Here is a 23,070-nt window from a genome sequence, read left to right on the forward strand (position 1 = left end):
GCTGAAGATGAAAAAAGTATATTAAGGAAGCGGATACCCTGCTTTCCTTAATTCACGAACCGTTCTGGAGACAGGAAGGCCAACAACAGAGAAATAATCTCCGGTTATGCTTTTTACAAGCATGCTGCCAATGCCTTGTATCCCATATGCCCCTGCCTTGTCGAATGGTTCACCGGTGCCAATATAAGAGTTAATTTCTTCATCCGTTAACTCCCAGAACACCACATCGGTTTTTTCATAAAATGTAATTACATTTTCAGGCGTCATAATGGATACACCTGTGTAAACAGAATGGGTGCTTCCAGACAGACTTTTGAGCATAGTGAAGGCTTCCTTGCCGCTGCCTGGCTTTCCTAAAACATTGCCGTCTTTAACTACAACTGTATCTGAGCCAATTACATATGAATCAGGATGCTTTTTAAATACAGCCTGTGCCTTTCTATGGGCAAGCTCCTTCACGATCTCTCCTGGTGACAGCACGGGATCAAAACTTTCATCGACATCACTGCTGGAGACTTCAAAATGCAAATGAAGATTTTCAAGAAGTTCTTTTCGCCGCGGGGAAGAAGAGGCTAAAATGAGGTTTTGCATGTAATCACCTTACCTTTATGTATCGTATTGGGAGATACAGGTTAATCGTATCAAAAAATTGCCAGACAAACAATTTTAAAGAGGTCATTTATTGATATTTTTATCATATATTATCGAATAATGACAAAAAGAAAGAGTCTGTCTAAATTTCCCGAACAGACTCCATTTAATATGTGATATTTCCCAGAAAATATTCGAAACGAATATTATTATGGCAAAATATGCCGGGTCCTTACTGCCCGTCTGACTGCAGCAAAGTCTGATAAGCTGCAAGAAACGCCAGCAGATGCTCCTGAATTTTTCCGGCTGATGCAGAATCACCCGCCTGCTGGTATGCGTCTATTTGCTTTGAAGCACCCAACAGTTCTTCTCTTATAGAAATCAGGCTTTTATTTTTAATTTGATCGGCCGGCAGATCATTCACTGCCTTGCTATGATTTTTTATTTTCTCAGCCGCCTCAGGGGTTATGGAGCTGCCGAGAGAGGCACTGGCTGCACCTTCTGAAAGGGATTGATAAAAGGCAGGAGCATTTTCTGCAAGTTTTTTCTCTTCGGTATTCAGCCCTTTAATCGCTTTACCTTCAAAGGCGACTTCTTTTGCAAATACATCAATCCCTTTGCTTTTTAGATCCGCACCTATTTCCTTCGCCTGATCAAGGCTACCGGAAACCCCTAAAAAAAGAAAAGTCTGCTCTCCCATTTTTATTGTTTGGCTATAGACTCCTTTTTGTGAGTTAGCTTCCTGGATTTGCTGTGCTGCTTCACTGTTTGAGAAAACGCCGCCTTGAACTACGTATGCAGTTAGGGCCTCTAAAGCTGCCGCTGCAGCGGGTGTCTTCTGATTTGATGCTGCCGGAGTTTCATTAATTGGAGGCGCCACAGTTTCTGCTGCCTGATCTGTAAATACCAGCTTCAGCATGATGAATCCAAAGCTTGTCCCAAGCAGTACAGCAAAAAACACAGCCAAAAATATGGATGTTAAGAATCCTTGCTTATTTCTCCCCTGGAATTTCTTAGCCAGAGTGCTCAGCCCATTTTTTGCTGGTGATTTAGGAGGAGCTGCTTTTTTATATTCCTTTATATCCGCATCTTCCGTTTCCTCAGGCAGAATCCAGTCGAAGCTGTCATCCGCCTCTTTGCCGGCCGCTGTTTGTATGGATGCGAAAAATTCAGTTTGCTCCTGCTTCTTCTTTCTATCCAGCTGTCTCGGATCCCATGCTTTCTCCTGCACTTCTTCCTTTTTCTCCTGAAACGGACGGTCCTTGCCATTTATTTTAATCGTGATCGTTTTTTCGCTTTTAGGCTTGTCCACATCTCATCCTCCTTCCGTACCGTTTCCTGAATTGTTTTCATCCTAACATAAGGAAAAAAAAAAATAACAAGACTTTTGTCGTCTTGTTACGGAAGGATTTCGTCAAATTTTTCATTAGGATTTCCGGTTAATTTTCTGTAATTAAATCAGGATCTAATTTATATATGGGGATTCCTTCATTGCCATCAGAATAGCATAAACTCCGCTTTTCGCCTTTAAAACAAACAGCAGTTATGGATTTTCCTTTGACGACAGCAAAAGTATACTCTGAAGGCTGAAGAAGTTTTTTTGTATCCGGGTCCCTAATAGGTTCAATGAAGTCAGCTTCTGCCAGTCTTTTGTATGTCACTTTTTCCGGCAGCGCACTTCCGCTGATCATTTCATTTTTTATATAAAGCTCTGCTGATTCCTTTAATGCAAAGGCATTACCCACAAAAGCCTGATCCTTTACTCTTTGAATGACATTATTAACAGCGATGATGGCTATTAAAGAAATGATGCCTAATATAATTAGGACAGCAAGCACTTCAATTAATGTAAATCCTTTTTGTTTTAGTCTAGCAGCAAACATCATTTACTAGACCTCTCTTCATTTTTTTGATTAAGGTGTTTTCTCATCATCCTCAGCTTCCAGTTCAGAGAAACTGCTTAATGGATTTCTTTTATTGGAAATTCCCGGGGCATCCAAAGGAGGAATCTCCTTTCGCAATTCTTCCAGTTCAGGGTAGTAATAGGCAGCTATCGCCAGTTCGAATTCAACCATCTGGTCTTCCTGCATTACACTTACAACTTCATCGAATCCTGTATACTTCAGGCTTTCCACTTTAATGATTCTTTTCAAATCTAATAGATTCTTTATGAAACTTTCCATTTCAAAATATGTATCTGCTTGTCCATTTAAGACAATAGAAACCTTTTTAATCCCATTTGGCAGCTTCTCTTCAGATAATGGATCTGCTTCTGCAATTTCATTGGAATCATCCGTTTCAGGCTCCGCCTCTGAAACTTCTTGTTGAGACTGATTCCTTTCTTCTTCAGACAGGTCGATTTCTTCATCACTTTCCGTCCCATTCATCTTCAATTCTATGATATTGGTATCTGATATAATTTCAGATTTTTCGATATCCAAAAAAAGCTGATCAAGCAGCCTCTTAACCGGCACCTGTTTTTGAAGTTCAACTGTGCTCAATACGGTTTGATCATTCAGCTGCTGAAGATTATTTTCTAATATGGTTAATTGCTGAGCGGCCATTTGCAGCTCGGTTTGCTTTCTGTCCATTTTTTCGTTCAAAGGGCTAATAAAGAGATAATAACTGCCAAAAGCCATTGCCGCGAATAGAACAACGGCAAGCAAGAAAACCCCAAGCTGTTTTTTGGAAATTTCCCGGTTCACGGAGAATCATCTCCTTCCTCTTGCTGAGCGGCGGAATCCTTCTCCTCTATATCTTTGATTACTTTCTGTTCGGCTGCTTCATTAAGCAATGATGTGTTAATTTTTAATTCATATTCTGCATAATACCTCGGCTGTATGTTTGCCTGTTTTCGAAGTTCAGCTGCTTCATCTTTTAAGATGTCTGCTGTTTTAGCTTCGGTTATAATCGCTTCATCAACCCAGGACAATTCCGTCAAACTATGCAAATAATAGGCCGCCTCACTTTTTGCATCAAATTGAACGATTTGTTTGATTCTGTTTTCTTCATCCAGCTCAAATTCTATTACAAATCCTCGTTCAGGAAGAAGCCTGGTTATTTGTTCCATAAGGAAGACTAAATCGAATGGCTGCCTGTCTGCCCATTCAATTGCAACTTTCAGCTCCTCTGCCGCATTGGAAGATTGATATTCTTGAAGCTTTGCCTGCTGAGCTTCAAGAATTTCATTTGTCTGGATTATTCTTTTCTCAATTCCCAAAAGCTCATTGTTTTTCTCTTTAACCGTTAAAAAAACAAGCAAGAAAGCTGCAGTAAGCAGGACTACAATAAAAGCTATCATAATATAGACGTTTTTAGGCCCTTTTTCCTTTTGAGGAAGCAGGTTAATGTCAACTCGCATGTGCTACCCCTCTTTTAAACCCAGTCCAATATTTACATGGAAAGATGATTGTTTTGACAGCTCATTTTGTCCGGTGATAAGGCAGTCTTCGAAAGAAGCAACTGGCACTTCCATTCTGTTTTTTATGTCCTTATGAATGTTTTCAAGCCATGGATGGTCACCGCTTACAATGATCCTGTCAATTTGGCGCTGTCCCTGATTTAATGAATACCTGTAAAAATTCATTACTTTTTCTATATCATTGTAAATATCCAATAGGGGATTTAGCACTTCTTCTTCTTTGCCAATGTATTCTATCTTCTTTTCTCCACTGGGCATTTTTACAGTCCCCCACTTGCTGAGATCGATCTCAATCGCAATATTTCTCATGAATACCGGTATGTCCGATTCGAAGATGCTGCACACTGCAGAATTAAGGTCAAACTGAATGAGCATGATATCTTCTCCTGTTTTATCCTCAAAATGGCTGCAATAAAGCCGATACAGTGCCAGAGAAGACACATCTGCAGCTGCGGGCCGGAGTTTTGCATCCTCGAAAAGCCCGGTATATTCCATTACAATTTCCTCAGGCGCAGCGAATAGCAGTATTTCAGTTGAATTCTGCTGATTAATACCGAGAACATGATAATCAAATACAGGCTCTTCAAAAGGCAGGTGTATGCTTGTGCCGAGTTCCATATATAAATAGCCTTTAATTTCATCCAGCTGGACATCTCCTGGCAATGTCAGCTTTCTCAAAACAATAAAAGGATCAGGTACAGTAAAAAATACCTGCCTGTTTTTTATTTTCCACTCATTGACGCATTCTTCAAGAATGAGAGCAAGTGTATCATAATCCAGGATCTTCCCATCCTTAATAATTCCCGGCGGCAGAAAACGTTCATTCCATTTTGCCATTTCCAAATCGCGCTGACTTTTTAATTCTGCATAACGAATAACGTGGTCTTTGATAATGATATTTACAGGCTTCTTTTTTCCGGGAAGAAATCGCATTGCCATGATGAAAAACTCCTTGTAAATAGAATTGCCTAGGGAGAGATAAGAGCCGGAATAATCCAGCTCCTACCCAAAAATTCGTATCCTTATAGAAATGAATGAAAATACCATTCAATTAATTCATTTCCATAGAAATAAGCTATTAAAGTCCCAATTCCTATGAATGGACCAAATGGGATGGGCTTGCCTTTTTGCGCAAGTCCCAGAACCATGCCAAGTCCTCCAAGGACAGCTCCGAACAAAGTTGCGAGAAAAAACGAAAGCAAAACAAGCTTTACACCTAATGCAATGCCGATGACAGCATACAGCTTTATATCCCCTCCACCCATGCCGCCTTTACTGATAACAGCTATAAGCATCAGAAGGAAAAAACCAAGTCCTGAACCTGCTAAACTGTTCCACCATGGAGAGAGCGGAATGAAAATGCGTTCTGCCATAATAATTACAGCAAAAAACAATAAAACCTTATCCGGGATGATCATATATTTGATATCAGATACAAACACAATGATCACAAGGGAAATCAGCGTCCAGGCGGCAAACAATTCAGCAGTCCAGCCCATAATCAGCGGTGCCGTCGCAAACAAAATACCTGTGGAAAACTCAACAGCCGGATATAAGGCTGAAACCGGCGCTTTGCAGCGCCGGCACTTTCCGCCTAGAAATATATACGATAATACTGGAATAAGCTCCAGAGGTGATAGAGTATGCTTACATTTTGGGCAATGGGACCGCGGTGCTGCGATAGACTGATTTTGCGGGATCCTTAGTCCTGCAACGTTGTAGAAGGAGCCAAGGATTGAACCCAATACAAAAAGAATACTTATTCCCATAAGCTACTCTTTTGTAGTGTTATTTCCGTCTAACGCTGCTTGTTCAGTTGCAAAGTATTTTGTTTTGCCATCCTTTTTTACTTCAATATCAGTATACTGGTACTTTTTATTAGTACCAACTTTTATGGTAATAGTATAATTATCTGGAATATTATCTAAATATTGATCTAATTCACCATCATTATCATCTAAAGTTATACTTGTAGATATATTATTTGTTGCTGAATACAATTTTGCTGCATTTAATACTTGAACTGCATCCGCTTTTAAAGCATCATCACGAGTTTTATCGATTAACCCACCGATACTAGGAACAGCAATCGCCGCAATAATTCCCAAAATAACAATAACCGCAAGCAATTCAATCAGTGTCAATCCTTTTTGATTCTTAAGTCTATTCCTTAAATTTTTCAGCATTTTTTCTCTCCCTCTCAAATATTCTAGTTTATTTTACCTATTATGGTACTATTATACTAAACTCAAATTCTAATAACAGTCGAATTTTTTACTATTTTGTAAATATTTAGCCAATGTGCTGGAATATTTCAAACATCGGTACCATAATGGATATGACTATAGTCCCGACTATACTGGCCAGAAAGACGATCATGAGGGGTTCAATGAGTGATTTAAGCCTGTCTGTGGCGCTTTCTACTTCTTTTTCATAAAAGTCAGCTACCTTCCCAAGCATGGCATCAAGCGATCCTGACTCTTCCCCAATGGCTATCATTTGAGAGACTAGCGGAGGGAACACCCAGTGTTTTTTCATCGGTTCCGTCAGAGACTTCCCCTGCTCGAGTGAATCTCTTGATTTTGCAATTACCTTTGCCATCACTTCATTTTCTACAATGCTTTCTACAATGCTTAAGGCCTGCAGAATCGGCACAGAGCTGGAAAACAAGGAGCTTAAGGTTCTTGTCATTCTTGCTATGGCTGCTTTCTGAAGAATCTTTCCGAAGATAGGCATTCTCAGCAGGAAATAATCAAGATAATATTTACTGGCTTTGTTATTGCGAACTAATACAACACCCATAAAAACGGCCAAAAATAAGCTGATGATCAGCCACCAGTATTGCTGCATAAATTCACTGGAGCCCATAACAAATTGTGTAATGGCAGGGAGTTCTCCTCCGAAATCCTTAAACATCTCCACGAAAATAGGAACAACAGAAACAAGCAGAAAGATGACTACTGCAATAGCTATAATGCCGACAGTTATCGGATAGGCAAGTGCTGAAATGATTTTCTGCTTTGTGTAGTGCTGCTTTTCAAAATGAACTGCCAGCCTTTCCAGCGTTTCATCCATATTCCCGCCTGCTTCGCCTGCTTTGATCATATTGACAAACATTCCACTGAAGATTTTTCTATGTCTGGAGGCAGCATCTGAAAGCGGAAGTCCATCACGCAAGTCCTGTTCGACAGCTTTCAATGCTTTTTTCAGCGCTTTGCTTTCTGTTTGCTTCGCAAGTATTGCGGTTGACTCTACTACTGTCACTCCGGCTTTCAGCAAAGTTGCAAACTGACGCAGATAGATAACAAAATCCTGAAGCTTAACAGGATTGCCAATTGTTATTTCTTTTGTTAAAAAAGTCTCAGGAACTTCCTGTATATCAAGAACTCTTATTCCGTTTTCCTTCAGCTGAAGCATAGCTTCCCTTTTAGAAACTGCTGTCATGATCCCTGACTTCTTGCCTTTTCGGTCACGCCCGCTGTATTTATAGCGGGACATGATCCGTCACCTGTTCCTGTATGTATGGCAATGCTGATTCTTTGGCGATTTTTCCGGTCTCCAGGAGAGAATTAATGCTTGTCTCAAGTGTATGCATTCCCTGGGCGCGTGATGTTTGCATCACATTAATAATCTGATAAATCTTTTCATTTCGTATCAGGTTTGCTACAGCTGAATTATTGATAAGAATTTCTGTAGCTGCATAACGGCCCTTCCTGTCAGCTTTCAGAAAAAGTCGCTGCGATATAATTGATACTAGTACAGTGGCAAGCTGGATTCTGATTTGTGCCTGCTGTGAAGGCGGAAATACATCAATAATCCGGTTAATTGTAGCCGGAGCACTGGAAGTATGCAGTGTTCCAAGAACTAAATGGCCAGTTTCGGCTGCTGTTATGGCTGTTTGAATAGTTTCCAGGTCCCGCATTTCCCCTACTAGAATGACATCCGGGTCCTGCCGTAAAGCAGCTCTCAATCCATTAGCAAAATGCTTTGTATCAAATCCCACTTCACGCTGATCAATAATGCACTTTCCATGCTTATGCAGATATTCAATCGGGTCCTCGAGCGTGATAATATGTTTTCTCATCGTCTCGTTCATATAATTAATCATTGATGCCAATGTCGTTGATTTCCCGCTTCCCGTCGGCCCTGTTACCAGGACTAGCCCCTGGGGTTTTTCTGCCACTTTTTTTAATACAGGGGGAAGCCCAAGTTCTTCTAAAGCAGGAATTCGTGTAGGGACAACACGGATGGCCAGTGATATGCATGACCGCTGAAAATAAGCATTGACCCTGAAACGGGACAGTCCCGGGATTCCATATGAGAAATCAAGCTCGCCGATATCCTCGAATTTTTTCCATATGTCTGCAGGAATAATTGCCTTAGCCATGCCCTCGGTGTCTTCAGGACGCAAACTTTCTTTCCCATATTTTTTTAAACCCCCATTAATTCTTATGACGGGGGGGACCCCAACAGTCAAATGGAGATCCGAGGCCTTCAGCTCATACGCCGCTCTCAACAGATGTTCTATTTTAGTTTTCATACTGGTACTCCTAATCAGATATAGCTACCCGTAATACTTCTTCAGTGGTTGTAATGCCCTGTTTTACTTTTAGCAGGCCATCGTCAATAAGAAAAACTGTTTTATTTCTTATTGCATAATCCCGAAGTTTTGAAAATGATTCACCATTCATAATGATTTTACGCATCTCATCGTTTATGGGCAGCACTTCGTGAATGGCAATTCTCCCCTTATATCCAGTCATATTACAGGAAGAACAGCCTTTCCCCCGCACAACCTTCTCAAGCCTTATGCCTCTCTTTGCAAAGATTTCGATTTCCCGCATAGCCGGCTGCTGTTCTTCGGCACAATCCCGGCAGACTTTCCTTACCAGCCGCTGTGCAACAATTCCGCTCAAAGACGATGCGACGAGAAATGGTTCGACTCCCATATCCAGCAGACGTGTAATGGAACCTAATGAATCATTTGTATGCAATGTACTAAGCACAAGATGTCCCGTTAATGATGCTCTAATTGAAACTTCTGCAGTTTCTCTATCCCTGATTTCACCTACCATAATGATATTTGGATCCTGACGCAGAATAGCTCGTAAACCTTTCGCAAAAGTCATTCCGACATTTGAGTTAACTTGAATCTGATTAATTCCTTCAAGCTGATACTCAACCGGATCTTCAACGGTTATAATGTTTACTTCTTCACAGTTCAGGCGATTTAAAGCCGCATATAGAGTAGAGGATTTCCCTGAGCCGGTAGGACCGGTTATCAAAACAATGCCTGTAGGCTTTTCAATCATTTCGGTAAATCTCTGCAGATTTAATTTATTGAAGCCAAGCTTTTGGATGTCATTCAAAGCACTTCCTAAGTCCAGCAATCTCAAAACAATTTTCTCACCATACACAGTGGGAAGTGTAGAAACCCTCAAGTCTACCGGATGAAAATCAATATTAAGCTTTATTCTTCCATCCTGGGGAATTCTATGTTCAGTAATATCCAGGTTGGACATGATTTTAATTCGGGCTGAAAGCACACTTTGCATATGCTTAGGGAGAACACGCTCAGTTCTTAAAACTCCATCTATCCGGTATCTGATCAGCACCTTTGTTTCCTGGGGATCTAGGTGTATATCACTTGCCTTTAAAGCAGCTGCACTGGCAATGATCTGATTGACAAGCCGGACGACCGGGGAATCTTCATCTACCATCTGCTTATCTTCTGCTGCATCAGGATTCCCAGCTGTCCCCAGCAGTTCCTCAAAACCTTCATTCATATCGTAATATTTATTGATTGCCCGGAGAATATCATCCTTTGTTGCAATGGCCGCTTCAATTTGAAACCCCGTTGATAGCCGCAAATCATCAATAGTGTAGAAATCCATAGGATCGGCCATGGCCACAAATAGCTTCTCTCCGTCTTTCTTTAATGGGATGAGGAGATTGCGCTTTGCCACGTCTTTTGGTACGATGCTGAACAGCTTAGTATCAAAGGGATAGCGATACAAGCTGACATGTGGAATCCCAAGCTGAAATTCAAGAACCTCAATCAGCTGCTGTTCTGTAATATATCCTTTTTGAAGCAAAACATCACCGAGCTTTTGATTTGAATCCTTTTCTCTTAAAGATGTTTGAAGCTGCTCCCCGGTGATAAGGCCGGCGTCCACCAGCAAATCTCCCAGTCTCTTACGCATCTGCTTCATGCCCATCACTGCCTTACCTTTTTATTTGACGGCTTCATCCTCTATTCCCCATAGGTCTTCACCATTTCCACTTTTATTCACGCTAGTGTCTTTATTGCCATCTGTTTCAGATTGTTTATTTTTAGTGTCCTGTTCAGCTGAAGTACTGCCATCAACTGATTCTGATTTCTCATTCTCAGTGCTTACGCTTTCTTCAGGCACATTTCCCGCTGTTTCATTTGCGCTATTCGGATTATCCTTTTTAATTGCCAGACTGTATATAAGAACCTCATGAACTGGCGGATAGAAGTCCTCTGCTATTTTTTCGGAGTTTACTAGTTTTCCTGCTTCATCAATCTGATCACGATATACATCTATCAAAATGCCTTCTTCGCCTTCAACTCCAGTTCTTTTTTGTCCAAATGGCAGCTTGGCATCAGTTTGGATTATTGTTTTCGGCTTAAAAGCCTGCTTATTTTTTAGAACTGCCTGATAAGTATATATCGTTTTGGGCCCTTTAACAGAAACATACAAAAGCTTATCAAGCTGCTGGAATTCAATCACGTATTCATGGTCATTCGGATTACTAAAAATTAAATCCATTTGTTTTAGTGAATCCACTCTGGCCTCAAATCCGGGTTCAATGTATCCAGGAAGCAATCTCCCAATATGCCTTTCTGTAATCATAAAGTTGGTGTTCAGCAGGGCTTTGTAAATAGCAGACGATAGGATGCTTATTTCGTCTGCTTCGAAATGCAAGCTTCCTCTTTCTTCAGCAAGCTCAAGAAAAGAAACTTGTGAATGCGGAGCAACTTCAATGCTTCCTTCTTTGCCAGCCCACATATCAATAACACTTTCTTTACCGGAGATTTTAGTTGACGATTCGGCAATCACCTCATCCTCGAGAAGGTCTCCGGGTAAATAGTTTTGCAGTTTTAACGTATGATTGCCATTTTCCAGCAATGTCGCATACATAAGAAGGTCAGCTAAAAGATTTTCGCGTTCTAAGCTATCTTTATAAAGGTCCGGCAGCATTTCTTCCAGAAGAGCATTGAGCTTTTCTTCATCTATTTTGACAATGAGCTGATTTTTCTTGCCTGACGATGCAAGAGAAATGCTTTGTTGAATATCAAATTGATAAAACGCTGAAACGGGTTTGATATCTTTCGTTACTTCCTGGAATTGAAGCGAGACAGCTGTACCATTAAGCCATTGTTCCTGCTTTTCAGTTATATAGGCTAATGCCCGGGACTTGTCCATTCCTGTTACGTCTTCATTTCCAATAAAAGTACCTTCAGCAAATGCGTCATGATCGGAAAAGACCTTTCCGTATGCTGCAGTTCCAATATAAGAAAAGCTTATAATAAACGATGTGCAGAGTGCTGTAATCAAAAATAGCTTTATTATCTGAGGATTTCTCACATTGAGCTTCCTCCTTCAATTATGCATTCACATTCATTGACAGATTTACAACTACATTCGGGCCATTTTCTTGAGCTTTCTGTACGTCCTGTTCTGATAAAATTCGCCCGGACGGGAACAATATATTTCCATTTAAGTCATAGATATCAGCTTCTAACTCTTTGCCGACTAATAATTCCATTTGTTTGTTTTTCAATGATTGAAGCTGATAATTGTTGTCTTCTTCACTCGGAAAGACTCCACTTCCAGTTATTGGGTTAAGCAGTGATACACTGCTTAGGTACCTTTCAGATGAATCTTCCTTAACAATAAGAATATCCTTTCCATAAGTTAAGATTTCTTCGGCAGCCATTACTGCAGAAGCATCTGAAAGCTGAATCTCAACTCCCAGTATATTTCCAGTTTCCTCATCTGTGTAAAACTCCGCTGTTTCTCCCAATAATTGGCCTTTTCGTGTCATTACCTTGGTTTGGGTAATGCGGATTTTTTTGTTTACCAGCTGATTTGCAATTGGGATTTCATTTAAATCAATTACGGCACGGTCACTTTCCACTGTCACAGCGTATTCGCCGATTCCGATTATCTTTTTGAATGGAATTGCTTTTACACTAACTTGCCAATCTTCATGCTCAATTGTTAAGAAATCGATGGAGCCTTTTTCAGGATTTATGACCAATGATTTTACTGTTCCAATTTCCTGGCCTTCCTGAATAGAGATAATGGGAAGACCTGTAATTTCTGTACTTTTTTTCATTTTGACATCACCTTAATTTATAGTTTTTTCTCTTGGCTGCAGCAGCATAGGACATTTGGATAAATTTGATTTCCTGTTTTAGGACAGGATAAGCAGAAAATCTTGCTTCAAGACTTTCTGCAAGTTCCAGTAATTTATCAAACTCTTTATGAATGATATAGTGATCGAATAGTAATCTTGCAAATGTATAATAATCTGAGGGCTGCATATTAGGATTCATACATCCAATCACTAACATTTCATAACTTTTCTTATCAAGGCTATTGCGGGCCAGCTCAAGCTGGGGTGCTATCAGCTGGAACATTTGATTCTGGAATTCTGCTCTGCTTCCCGGATCGGCAGCCTGCCGTTTCTCTTCTGCTTTCGTTTCTTTCCCACTTTCATCCTTTATACCGATTTTTGCTTCAGCAGCAGCTGCCGCTTCTTCACTACATAGGGCTGGGGTGTGTTCCTCTGAGTCTGCCACCACATACTCAGTCTCTCCACCCATATAATGTTCCCTCAATTCACCAGAATCTTCAAATACGTTAAGAATTGCAAAGTATTCATCAGGTTCATGATCCGAAATCTTTAGCTCATCCTGACAAGTCTGATCCTCTGGTTCACGAATTTCCACAGCGGTATGGTTAGCAGGTTCCATTTCTTCATTCATCATATCTTCTAGTTCCGAGAGATAATTGATCTCTTGAAGGATTGAATCCAATGGATTCTCCACTTTATCTTTTTCATCTAATTGCAGGGCATTTTCCTCAATCACTTCTTCTAAAAGCATGCTTTCAATTTCCTCCAAACTGAAATCCTCCTGATGGCTTTCTTCCTCCGAAAGACCTATTGAAGCACCTTCTATTAACGAATCTTTTCGACTGCCACTATTCTCATCCTTGCTAAAATCTATTAAATCTAAGTCTTCATTATCTTCTTCTGATACATGTTCCACTAATGCCACAGCAGGTTTTTCAGTTTCCTGGTCTGCAGCGGCTATTGCATTTAAACTCTCATCTGAGACTGTTCTCTCAATTACAGATGCATTTAAAGCTCCTGTTTCTTCAGCTGCATGAAATAATCCGGTGATCTTATTATTGGCTAGATAAGTACCTGCCATTATAAGCAGTAAAAGAAGAAGTGCTACTTGCCATTCGGTGAATAAATCATTTGCTGTCAGCCCAAGCAGCCCTAAAAGGATTGAAACCACAACGACAAGCATTTTCCCTTTTTTAGTTAAGTCTGAAGGAATGAAATAAACAGCGGGAATAATGAAAATTAAAGATGCCAAAGCAAAAGCAAGGTAGATCATCTTATCTCTCCTTTCTTTGATAGAATTAACAGCTAAACTTATCAAAAAATGCATAATTCGACCTATACATACAAATATTGCTATTAAATATTGTATAATACAAATAGGTATTTTGAAAGAAGGAGTGGGCTATGAAATATAAAAAAATGCTTACTGATTCTAAAGGCTTAACTCTTGTGGAAGTACTTGTTTCATTAACGATATTAGGAATTGTTTTAATGGGAACAATGAAGTTTTTTTCCCAGACGTACACTTATACGAATATGAATGAAAAGAAGACGGCAGCTGTAAATGTTGCCAGAAATGCTCTAATGCATATTGAGAAAGAAAATTTTATAGAAGTTAGACAGAGATTTAGAAATAACAAAAACGAAACTCTTAGCCTTCAAATTTGTAATAGTGCTTACAAATTATTTTGGAGTGATGCTTCTTATGATATAGAATGCAGCCCTATAATAGTAAATAATATCGAGTACAATGTAACTATCAATTTACTAAAATCAGAAGATGAGAATGTTAACCTTGCTGATGGAGAACACTCTTCCTTTTTTGTTCCTCTTGAAGCAAGTGTGTCCTGGGAAATCAATGGCAAGGAAGAAATTTCGACAATTGAAGGAGAAATAAAAAGTGAAGATCTTCGATGAGCGCGGTGCCACACTTTATGAATTGCTGGCTGTGCTGGTGATCAGCAGCATCATTCTTCCAATTATTTATGGAGTATTCACTTCAGGGTACAAGCTCTACAATAAGATTGGCATTGAAGGACAGCTGCGGGATGATGCCGATTACACAGCTACGATGATCATGAATACATTTTATTCTTTCCCTTTTGACTACGTTAGAGAATGCGGAGATAAAGATTGCATTGAGCTGGTCAATTCAGCTGGTACTGCTATAACAAAACAAGAGAAGGAACAACAGACTTTTTATAGTATAAATCAAAATGCTGCAATTGAAGCAGAACAAGTTATTAGGATTGAATTAACTGATTCTGAAAGTGACAGCAGCCGTAAAGTGTTTTCAGTCGATAGCGCAGCGATTGATTCGGCAGCTGATTTTAACGAATCGACATTAGGTTTAACATGTACAGAATTTATCAATGATAATAAATGCTCGCAGGGAATGATTAATTTAAAGCTTCAACTCGGTCATGAAAGGCTTGCAGAGAAACTGGAGCTTAATAGCATGTTCGGATTTTAAGAGGTGATGATTTTGCTGAAAAATGAGCGGGGAAATAGCCTCATTACTGTTTTATTAATGTCACTTATATTTACCGTTTTGGGAATGAGTATTGTGGCAGCTTCTCTGAGCGGGGCCAAAAGAACGGAAACGAGGGAGAGTGATATCTCCATAACATATGATTCTGTAAAGCTTATCGATCAAATGACTTCCAAGCTGGCCAGGATACTGCCGCAGCTTCCCCTCGAAAATTACCGGGGAAAGAGCACTGACGGAAATCTTTATGTGCGCAGTGACTTTGATACACGTTTAAAGCAGAAGCTGGAAGATGATTTAATCGTGCCGCATAAAGCAAATGAAAATATAAGCTGTTTAAACATTATTGACTTATCAGGCAGCAGCGCAAGCTTCATTGATACTGACACCCCTTGTATCGACGATATTTCAAAATACGATACATTTAATATAGAAACTGAAAATGATTTTACAAGAGTTCTGGATATCATAATTGTCACCAAAAACCCTATTGAAACAGAAGGCAGAATTACTCGGACAATTAAGAAAAGACTTATCCTGTCACCGCTTCCGAGCTTTTTGAAGTATGCAGCCGGCTCCTTTTCTGATAAAAATGATGCTGGCCTTATTTTAAACGGATCAGCAAATTTCTCTGGTAATGTATATGCTAATCAGCTGACAATAAATGAGGATGCAGAATTCGAGTTGAGAAATGGAAGTAAAAAGAGACAGGATACCAATATGTCCTCAATCAATGGGGATCTGTACAGTTCAGCAGCAAACCTTCTTCCGCTTCTGGATGAAGAGAACTTTTATAAGGGACAAGTTCCTGTACTAAAGCATGATAGCCAATTTATCAATATTGATTTTGACAAGACGATGAATGAACAGGCAAATCAATTATTATCAGCTAGCGGTATTCCTGTTTTCCGAACCGGAGAAGGCGAATTGTTTTCAAAAGAAATAGCATCAGGCATCCTTGCTTCCTTCTCAATGAACACTTTAATTGAGGGGCAAATTGAAAAACAAGGCGGCTTGCCTAAAACTTTGCAGCAAATCGTTACTAATATGGATGCACCTCTTGAAAGTTACCTAATAAACAATTCTGAAGCTGCCTTACTGCTCAGTGGCCTTATTCAAGGTGATGTGGTAATCATGGCTGAGGATGCTCCAATTGAAATAAATGAAAAGCTGATTGTTGATGGTGATCTCTATCTTGTTAATTATGAAAGTTTAACACTGAACGAAGATATATTAGTAACCGGGAGAACTCACCTTGTCAATTTTGACGGCAAGCTTGAGGTAAATGAAAGTATTACTTCCGCAAATAATGTTATCATCGAATCCTATGCTAAAAACAGGGATGATCTATTCGAGAAAGGCATTAAGGTGAATGGGGATATTTTAACCGGGAAAAGCACTATAATTAATGCACTTAATACTTCTATTGAAATGAAAGGGACAATAGTCTCCAATGAATCTTTCACTATTAATGGAGATGAAGCCGGTGAGCCTTCAGAAAACGATCAAGTGATCTTTGATTCTGTTGTGTATGCCGGCAAACGGGCCAATATTTCGAATGTAAATATTATAGGAGCAGAAAATAATTCGAAACAGCTTGTGCTAATGGCAAAGGAAAACCTGCTTTTAACCCGCATTAATGAATTCAATAATTTTAATCCTCCTAGAGAAGGTGAAAAACCGTATATTCCTGAAGATGAAGGTATAAAGCCTTTAAAAGGATTTTTCTATACGGAAAATGATGCAGAATTATATGGAGTGGGTTCATTGTTTTATATCAATGGAGGAATTTTTGCCAAAGAAAGGCTGACAATTAATGCTATTCGAGGTGAAGTAGATTCCATAGAAAATCTACCTTTAAAATCATCACAGGAGGATAGGTATTCTCGCTTTATTGTGAATTACGATCAAAATGTCCTTCTTCAAAGGATAGACACCCTTCCAATCGTAAAACATCTTCAAATCTTTTCGGATGAATTATTAATAGAATAAGAAAAAGGTGCTCATATCAGCACCTTTTTCTTCTACCATTTTCCTTCCCCAGCAGGACCATTGTCAGTTTGATCAGCTTCATTCACTACTTCAAATAGAGCTGAAGCTTTCGGCTGCTTACCGTCTTTTTGCTCTTCAGCTGCAGCCGTTACCTTTGAGTATCCTATTGCTACACCTTCAATATACCACTCAGCACCTCTCTGAACTATTCGGACTTTATCCGGCATCTCAGAGAGCACTTCAACAATATCCTGGTCTGTGGCATTAGAAGGATTAAAGATCAGCAAATTTTTTACTGCGATGCTATCATCTTTGTCAATTTTGTATACAGCTTTATCAAATTTAATTTCCTCTAAGGCAATGTAATGGTCAGTGACAATTATTTTAATTTTCCTCTCTATATTGGAGCCGTCCTTAGCTTTAACAACCAAATAAGTTTCACCTGCAGATTTTCCCAATATTGTATTGTCATCAACGAAGTCTGCTTTGGATGTATCCTCAATTATCATTTCGAGTTCTTGATTAGAAGCATCAGATGGAGAAATTTCTACTTTAAAGGATTTTGATTTATCAACATCCAATTCAATTGGATCTGGAGCTACGCTTATGCTTTCAATTCTTTTCACAATTGTAATTGACTTTGAGATTTCATTCCCGAACGCGAATCCTCCGGATGCTTTAACCTTAATTATATAAGACCCTGGAGCATCTAATAATACACTGCCCTCAGGAGCAAAGGGGTTCCAAATGCCTTCATTCCCATCTTTTTCAACTTTGTAAAAATAATTGACATCCTTGCCGGCAACCAGTTTAGATAGATTGATGGCAATTGGTTCGTAAGCAACACCCTTATCAGAAAAGACATTCCCAGTAACTTCGCCATTCATCTCAAAATCCGGTTCAAAATAAAGCTGTGCGAGACTATCATCCGTATATTCAATTTTAAGGCCTGCTGCTTTGCTGTCTGAAAGGAAATATAAATTTTTGACAGGTTTATTTTTCAGGCCATAATTATTCGGAAACTCTGACTGTGCCAGTTTTTTACCGTTATTATTTAAATCTAACTTTGAAATGATCCCGGCTGCGTCTCCATCATAAGCGATGTTATTAAAACTATTTAATCTTACCTTTGCATCAATAACCTGGCTGGAAGCAGCAATACTAGTTGATTGAGGCTTGTCTGGGAATCTGCTGTCAGAATAGAAAACCTGTGAACGGGGCATGGTTAAGCCATAAAAGGCTCTATCAGCTTTTAATGCTATTTTGGCAGAAAGACGATTTGGTGTGAAAGCACCATTTTTATAGCTGCTTTGCTGATTTGTTAGAGTAAGTACCGCATGCCTCTGTCCATTTATGATCTCTTCTTTCACGGAAGGATCTGCAATAAGTATCCCTTCAGGAAGCGGCTGTTTGATAATAATATTCCTCAAGCTGCCTTCCACTCTATTGTCTGGAATTCCTATAGGCTCCAAATTATATTTGATATTAAACTGGTTTGACTTTTTATCCGAACTCATTTCTTTTACTAAGTCACGTAAATCGTTAAGCTCTTTTTCCAGAAGCATCGTCCCATTAAATGATGCTGGTGCATCATCCTGAACTTCAATCTGCACTTCCGGATGGACTATTACGTGTTCCTTATTATTCAAATCTTTGTATTTTAGCTTTATATTATCTTTAAAAACATACTTTCCTTCTTGTGCAAAATTTAGTGGAATACTGAAATCCAGTTCACTTATTGTTTCTTTCCCGATATCGTATTTGAAATTAACCTTCTTGGTAATGATGTTATCGGCATTTTGTATGGCATTTGCGCCTTCTGCCAGCGTTACTTTTCCTTTAAATGGATTTAAGTCTACTTGTATTTCAGCAGTGATGGATGGCTTTAGTACACTGCTTGAAATTCGCTCAAGAATATCTTCTATATTTCCTGTACCTGCCTGAATGGCGGTTTCTCCAGTATAATAGGACATCTCGTTTAGAAAATTCATATCGATATCATCGTCACTGCCAAACCCAATCGAATGCAGCTTGATATTACTGGCAGTGAGCTTTTTTACTTCATCGATAATAGCCTTTCTAATAGAAGTTTGAGTCGAAGCATAGTGTTCACTATTATTTTTTATTGAATAACTTCGGTTATTATTATCTATAAAATATTCATCGGCCAGGTATTGGTAGGGAATATAAGGATAAAATATGCCATTTTTTGTATAACCTCTCGTTAGAAGTTCTTCTATATACGTTACTTCTTCTGTTACTCTATTTGAATCGCAAAATATAAAAACACAGGATTTTTTATTAAAAGTTCTTATTTGTATACTCTCAGAATAAGTAGGCACACCATCTGTCAAAAAGACAATATTATTATTTCCATTCCCGCCTTTCAATAGCTCTTCAGCTTTTTTTATCGGGTCCTTATAATTTGTTCCATTGATTGCTGTTAATGTCCTGACTTTTTCTTTTATCATTCCAAGGTCATTAAGGGCATTTCCCGAAGGATAAAAAAATCCCTCTTGCTCACTGATTTTTTTATTGAAGGGTATTAAAAAGTATCTGTCTGCTGAATTTGCGGTCTGCAAAAAATGGTCAAGAGCATTATTCATGGCGGTTTTAGCACTATCAAGTTTACCAGCATCATTCATTGAACCGGAAATATCCATAATAAAGACAACATCCATTGGTTCTCTATTACTATCAGATGCAGATCCGCTCTGCTTTACTCTGAAATCCAGATTTGCTGCTGCTGGCCTATCGGCTGGTTTAACGATTATATTCTGGGAAGGCTGAACAGTGAAGTTTAATTTGGCATCATTTAATCCAGACGCCATTGAAGATTGTGCAGATAAGAAGCATATGATAAGAACGGTCAATAAACTAAGCAGTATTTTTTTTGCCATATAATAATATCCCTCCTTTACCAGAATTATGTATCACTACTATTATACCAATACACCTATAAGAACAATATATTTAATAGGTAAAAAGGTTTATTTTTGCACAAAAAAAATCCTTTTGTTTGTCAAAAGGATTTTTACTTCGCATATTCCGCAACCCTATTCCTCCCAGCCCGCTTCGCCCCGACATACAAAGCCCTATCGGCATGACGGATAAGGGCGAGTGCATCATCAGCATCTTTTGGAGCTGCAGCTACCCCGATGGAGGCTGTGATATGAACGGCCTTATTTTTGCTGCTGCCACCAATATGCTGTTCGAGTATGAATGGACGGTTGGCAATGGTCTGTCTGATTAACTCTGCCCAGCCTATCGCATCTTCTTTGCTGGTATCAGGCATTAAGACAACAAATTCCTCGCCGCCATATCGGGCAGCAATTCCTGCCTTATCTATTAAATTTGTCAGACGATCAGCCAGCTCACAGAGGATTTCATTACCGCTTTGGTGCCCATAAGTATCGTTCACTTTTTTAAAATGATCGATGTCAAGTATGATGAGTGAAAGTAGTTCTCTTTCACCATTTTGCAATCTGCTGAATTCTTCATTTAATTTAGCTTCCATATATCTATAATTGAATAGTTTCGTTAACGCACAGCGCTCGCTTTTATCTTTTGTTTCCTCATAGTGCTTTGCATTCTCTATTGCTATTGCAAAATGCGAACATAAAATATCGACAATCATGAGCTGTGACTTTTCATAGGACCTCTTTTTTGCTGAAGAAAGCAGCAGTATTCCCAATACTTCATTACTTCGGATTATCGGAACACAAATAAGGCTTTCGGCATCTTCAGGCAAGAATTCCTTAGCAATGCTTTTCCATTTCTTCCCATAATGGAAAAGGGCAGATTTTCGGGTGCCCAAAACCAATCCGCTGATTCCCTCACTTTTTTTGGTAGGCTTAAGGTCATTAGGCTTTATTTGGCTATGCTCAATTCGGTATATTGTGTGAAGTTCCTCGTTATCCTTAATATCAAGAATATAGGCATAGTCAACAGGCATCATTTCGCTCAATTTCAAAATGAAAAGCTCCATAACTTCATTCACATCAAGGCGCTCTGCCATTTGATGGCCTATATCTGCGGCTTTCTGAAGGTAATCAATAACCTTTTCACTTGAGTAATAAAGATGAAGAATGATTGAAAGACTTACAAATGGCACCCCTACAAACAGCAGTGCAAGAATCCCCACCTCAGAATATAAAATGTAAAGGATAAGGCCAATCGGGAATGTTATGAGAGAGGTAATAGTTTCCCAAATAACGTCTTTTTCCAGAAAAGATATTTTTCTGCCATACAATACAGCCTGGATTACGCTGATCAATACCTGATTTAGAGTAAAATGGATGACCGGATATGCTGCAGCAACCCAGAAATATTGGGGATTGGCTATTAGATCTACACCAACTTTACCACCCATTGCAAAGTAAGCGAGTCCGCTCAAAATAGATAATGCAAAGAACAAAAGTGAGTTAAGCGGCAGACGGAACAGCTGGTCCTTTTGTATTTTCAGCCTTAAAAGAAGTACCAGGATCCCCAATTGAACCATTATCATTTCAGCAAGGAGCCCAAAGGTTAAAAACACTGCCATCGTAACCCATTGTATTAAAAAGATTGGTGTATTATTGATTACCATCGGCATGGATGAAACGAAAAACATCAATATGAAAAAGGCAAACAAACTGATTCCCTGTCCTGAAAGATCGGGTGGGTAAAAATGATAGGTTAGCATGGAACCTGCAGGAAATATCAGTATCCATAATAACCATATTATTTTTTTGGCCAGTGAACTAACTATCTTTTTCCCCTCCTCCAATTTATTCAGGAAAATAGTCGGATGATACGAACATTTTATCAAATTTTCTAACTTTTGTCATATTTTCATTTATTATTTTCCAAAAGCTTCAAAAGAATAGGCTTCACATCTGAGAGGAAGTAAAGTGATCCAGTAATAACCAGCACGCTGTTTTTTCCTGCTTCACGCAGTTCAGTCTCCAATAACACTTTCCAGTCCGTATGAAACTGTCTCCTGGCATTTTTACTGAGATTATATAAATCTTCAGCTGATGCTGCTCTCGGAAACTCAAATTCGGTAAAGGTGATGCGTTCTGCAGCTGAATCAAGCATAGTGATCATTTTTTCAAGCTTTTTATCAGCCAGCGCAGCGAATACAATATTTTTGTTTTTATCTCCAAAACGGTTGTTCAGCTCCGCAGTTAAGGCAGCTATCCCTTCTTCATTATGGGCTCCATCTATTATCACCAGCGGGTCTTCAGATAGAATTTCAAATCGGCCGGGCCAGAAAGCTTTTTTCAAGCCTATTCTTATATGGTTTACCTCTATAAGGAAAGAATAAAATTTATTTAATAGCTCTGCTGCCATCACAGCCAGGGAAGCATTTTCAGTCTGGTGTTTTCCGCTCATTCCTGTCTCAAAATCAGGGTAGTTCTGAAAGACTGTCTTCAGGGAAAATACTTCTCCCTGGCCCAGGGATTTATGATCAGAAATCGTAAATTCATTCCCCAGCTGATAAACAGGGGACTTCATGCTTAAAGCTTTATCTTGAATAACAGCGAGAGCATCTTCTTGTTTAACAGCTGTAATAACACTGATTCCAGGTTTAATTATTCCCGCTTTTTCAAAAGCGATTTCCCCGTATGTATTCCCAAGTATGGCGGTGTGGTCGAGCCCGATGCTTGTAATGATTGATAATAATGGATAGATGATGTTAGTGGAGTCAAACCTGCCGCCAAGTCCCACTTCTAACAAAACGAGATCTACCTGCTGTACATGGCCAAAATATTGGAAAGCCATGGCGGTAATGATTTCAAACTCGGTTGGACCGCCAAGTTCCGTCTGTTCCAATTCAATTGCCAGCGGATATATATCATTAGCAACCCGAACGAGATCTTCATCTTTTATTGGAATTCCGTTAAGAGAAATCCGTTCATTAAATTTCTCAAAATATGGCGATGTAAACGTTCCGACTGAATAACCCGCCTCTTGAAGAATGGATCTTAAAAACGTAACTGTTGAGCCTTTACCATTCGTTCCGCCAATATGAACAGACTTAATTCTTCTCTCGGGATGCCCGAGTTTTTCCATCATCCATTCCATCCTTTGCAGACCCGGCTTCATCCCCAGTCTTAGCCTTGAATGAATCCATTCCAGTGCTTCTTCATAAGTAGAAAACATATATATGCACCTCCGTTATACAGGAAGGAAGACGAATCCTTCC

The 23,070-nt window shown here is 39.3% G+C and carries 20 protein-coding genes; 3 read left to right on the forward strand and 17 right to left on the reverse strand.

Translation table 11 applies throughout. The features are described from left to right. Positions 1 to 21 precede the first annotated feature (21 nt). The 14 genes from JI665_RS09395 to JI665_RS09460 all read right to left on the reverse strand — a co-directional run bounded on the left by JI665_RS09395 (position 22) and on the right by JI665_RS09460 (position 13,673). Entirely contained in the window at positions 22 to 591 is a 570-nt protein-coding gene (locus JI665_RS09395; protein ID WP_206838942.1) for a Maf family protein, read from the reverse strand. A gap of 232 nt (positions 592 to 823) precedes the next feature. Then, positions 824 to 1,903: a hypothetical protein gene (locus JI665_RS09400; RefSeq protein WP_206838943.1), complete on the reverse strand. Its 1,080-nt coding sequence runs from the start codon at positions 1,901 to 1,903 to the stop codon at positions 824 to 826. Between the two features lie 127 nt (positions 1,904 to 2,030). Beyond that, positions 2,031 to 2,477: a pilus assembly FimT family protein gene (locus JI665_RS09405; protein WP_206838944.1), complete on the reverse strand. Its 447-nt coding sequence runs from the start codon at positions 2,475 to 2,477 to the stop codon at positions 2,031 to 2,033. A gap of 27 nt (positions 2,478 to 2,504) precedes the next feature. Next, the gene (locus tag JI665_RS09410; RefSeq protein ID WP_206838945.1) at positions 2,505 to 3,296 is read right to left on the reverse strand and encodes a pilus assembly protein PilO; all 792 of its coding nucleotides are present in this window, start codon (positions 3,294 to 3,296) and stop codon (positions 2,505 to 2,507) included. Then, the gene (locus JI665_RS09415) at positions 3,293 to 3,952 is read right to left on the reverse strand and encodes a fimbrial assembly protein (protein WP_206838946.1); all 660 of its coding nucleotides are present in this window, start codon (positions 3,950 to 3,952) and stop codon (positions 3,293 to 3,295) included. The genes JI665_RS09410 and JI665_RS09415 overlap by 4 nt, the downstream gene beginning before the upstream one ends. 3 nt (positions 3,953 to 3,955) lie before the next feature. Then, positions 3,956 to 4,951, reverse strand: coding sequence for a type IV pilus biogenesis protein PilM (pilM, locus tag JI665_RS09420; RefSeq protein ID WP_206838947.1), 996 nt, complete (start codon positions 4,949 to 4,951; stop codon positions 3,956 to 3,958). An 83-nt stretch (positions 4,952 to 5,034) separates the two neighbouring features. Continuing rightward, the gene (locus tag JI665_RS09425) at positions 5,035 to 5,781 is read right to left on the reverse strand and encodes a prepilin peptidase (protein ID WP_206838948.1); all 747 of its coding nucleotides are present in this window, start codon (positions 5,779 to 5,781) and stop codon (positions 5,035 to 5,037) included. A gap of 3 nt (positions 5,782 to 5,784) precedes the next feature. Continuing rightward, positions 5,785 to 6,198, reverse strand: a complete 414-nt coding sequence (locus JI665_RS09430) for a type II secretion system protein (RefSeq protein WP_206838949.1) — start codon at positions 6,196 to 6,198, stop codon at positions 5,785 to 5,787. Between the two features lie 106 nt (positions 6,199 to 6,304). After that, entirely contained in the window at positions 6,305 to 7,510 is a 1,206-nt protein-coding gene (locus JI665_RS09435) for a type II secretion system F family protein (protein ID WP_206838950.1), read from the reverse strand. Further along, the gene (locus JI665_RS09440) at positions 7,497 to 8,552 is read right to left on the reverse strand and encodes a type IV pilus twitching motility protein PilT (protein WP_206838952.1); all 1,056 of its coding nucleotides are present in this window, start codon (positions 8,550 to 8,552) and stop codon (positions 7,497 to 7,499) included. Before JI665_RS09440 ends, JI665_RS09435 begins: the two co-directional genes overlap by 14 nt. Before the next feature lie 10 nt (positions 8,553 to 8,562). Continuing rightward, on the reverse strand, positions 8,563 to 10,224 hold the full coding sequence (locus tag JI665_RS09445) for a GspE/PulE family protein (protein WP_206838953.1): 1,662 nt from the start codon (positions 10,222 to 10,224) through the stop codon (positions 8,563 to 8,565). A gap of 21 nt (positions 10,225 to 10,245) precedes the next feature. Then, positions 10,246 to 11,625, reverse strand: a complete 1,380-nt coding sequence (locus JI665_RS29120; protein WP_206838954.1) for a VanW family protein — start codon at positions 11,623 to 11,625, stop codon at positions 10,246 to 10,248. Positions 11,626 to 11,644: 19 nt separating this feature from the next. Further along, positions 11,645 to 12,379, reverse strand: coding sequence for a PRC-barrel domain-containing protein (locus tag JI665_RS09455; RefSeq protein WP_206838955.1), 735 nt, complete (start codon positions 12,377 to 12,379; stop codon positions 11,645 to 11,647). A 7-nt stretch (positions 12,380 to 12,386) separates the two neighbouring features. Further along, on the reverse strand, positions 12,387 to 13,673 hold the full coding sequence (locus tag JI665_RS09460; RefSeq protein WP_206838956.1) for a hypothetical protein: 1,287 nt from the start codon (positions 13,671 to 13,673) through the stop codon (positions 12,387 to 12,389). Positions 13,674 to 13,804: 131 nt separating this feature from the next. On the opposite strand from JI665_RS09460, the gene JI665_RS09465 reads away from it, so the two are divergent. From JI665_RS09465 to JI665_RS09475, 3 genes are read left to right on the forward strand one after another with little or no spacing between them, the layout of a single operon-like run. After that, positions 13,805 to 14,317, forward strand: coding sequence for a type IV pilus modification PilV family protein (locus tag JI665_RS09465; RefSeq protein ID WP_206838957.1), 513 nt, complete (start codon positions 13,805 to 13,807; stop codon positions 14,315 to 14,317). Beyond that, on the forward strand, positions 14,301 to 14,873 hold the full coding sequence (locus tag JI665_RS09470; RefSeq protein ID WP_206838958.1) for a hypothetical protein: 573 nt from the start codon (positions 14,301 to 14,303) through the stop codon (positions 14,871 to 14,873). The genes JI665_RS09465 and JI665_RS09470 overlap by 17 nt, the downstream gene beginning before the upstream one ends. Positions 14,874 to 14,885: 12 nt before the next feature. Further along, complete coding sequence (locus JI665_RS09475) at positions 14,886 to 16,880, forward strand: hypothetical protein (RefSeq protein ID WP_206838959.1); 1,995 nt, start codon at positions 14,886 to 14,888, stop codon at positions 16,878 to 16,880. Between the two features lie 32 nt (positions 16,881 to 16,912). On the opposite strand, the gene JI665_RS09480 is transcribed toward JI665_RS09475, so the two are convergent. The 3 genes from JI665_RS09480 to JI665_RS09490 all read right to left on the reverse strand — a co-directional run bounded on the left by JI665_RS09480 (position 16,913) and on the right by JI665_RS09490 (position 23,027). Then, positions 16,913 to 19,780, reverse strand: a complete 2,868-nt coding sequence (locus JI665_RS09480) for a VWA domain-containing protein (protein WP_206838960.1) — start codon at positions 19,778 to 19,780, stop codon at positions 16,913 to 16,915. A 134-nt stretch (positions 19,781 to 19,914) separates the two neighbouring features. Beyond that, the gene (locus tag JI665_RS09485; protein ID WP_206838963.1) at positions 19,915 to 21,564 is read right to left on the reverse strand and encodes a sensor domain-containing diguanylate cyclase; all 1,650 of its coding nucleotides are present in this window, start codon (positions 21,562 to 21,564) and stop codon (positions 19,915 to 19,917) included. Positions 21,565 to 21,713: 149 nt separating this feature from the next. Beyond that, entirely contained in the window at positions 21,714 to 23,027 is a 1,314-nt protein-coding gene (locus JI665_RS09490; protein ID WP_206838964.1) for a bifunctional folylpolyglutamate synthase/dihydrofolate synthase, read from the reverse strand. Between the last annotated feature and the right edge of the window lie 43 nt (positions 23,028 to 23,070).

Origin of the sequence: Bacillus sp. NTK034 (assembly GCF_017303275.1) — a bacterium.
Taxonomy (GTDB): Bacteria; Bacillota; Bacilli; order Bacillales; family Cytobacillaceae; genus Cytobacillus.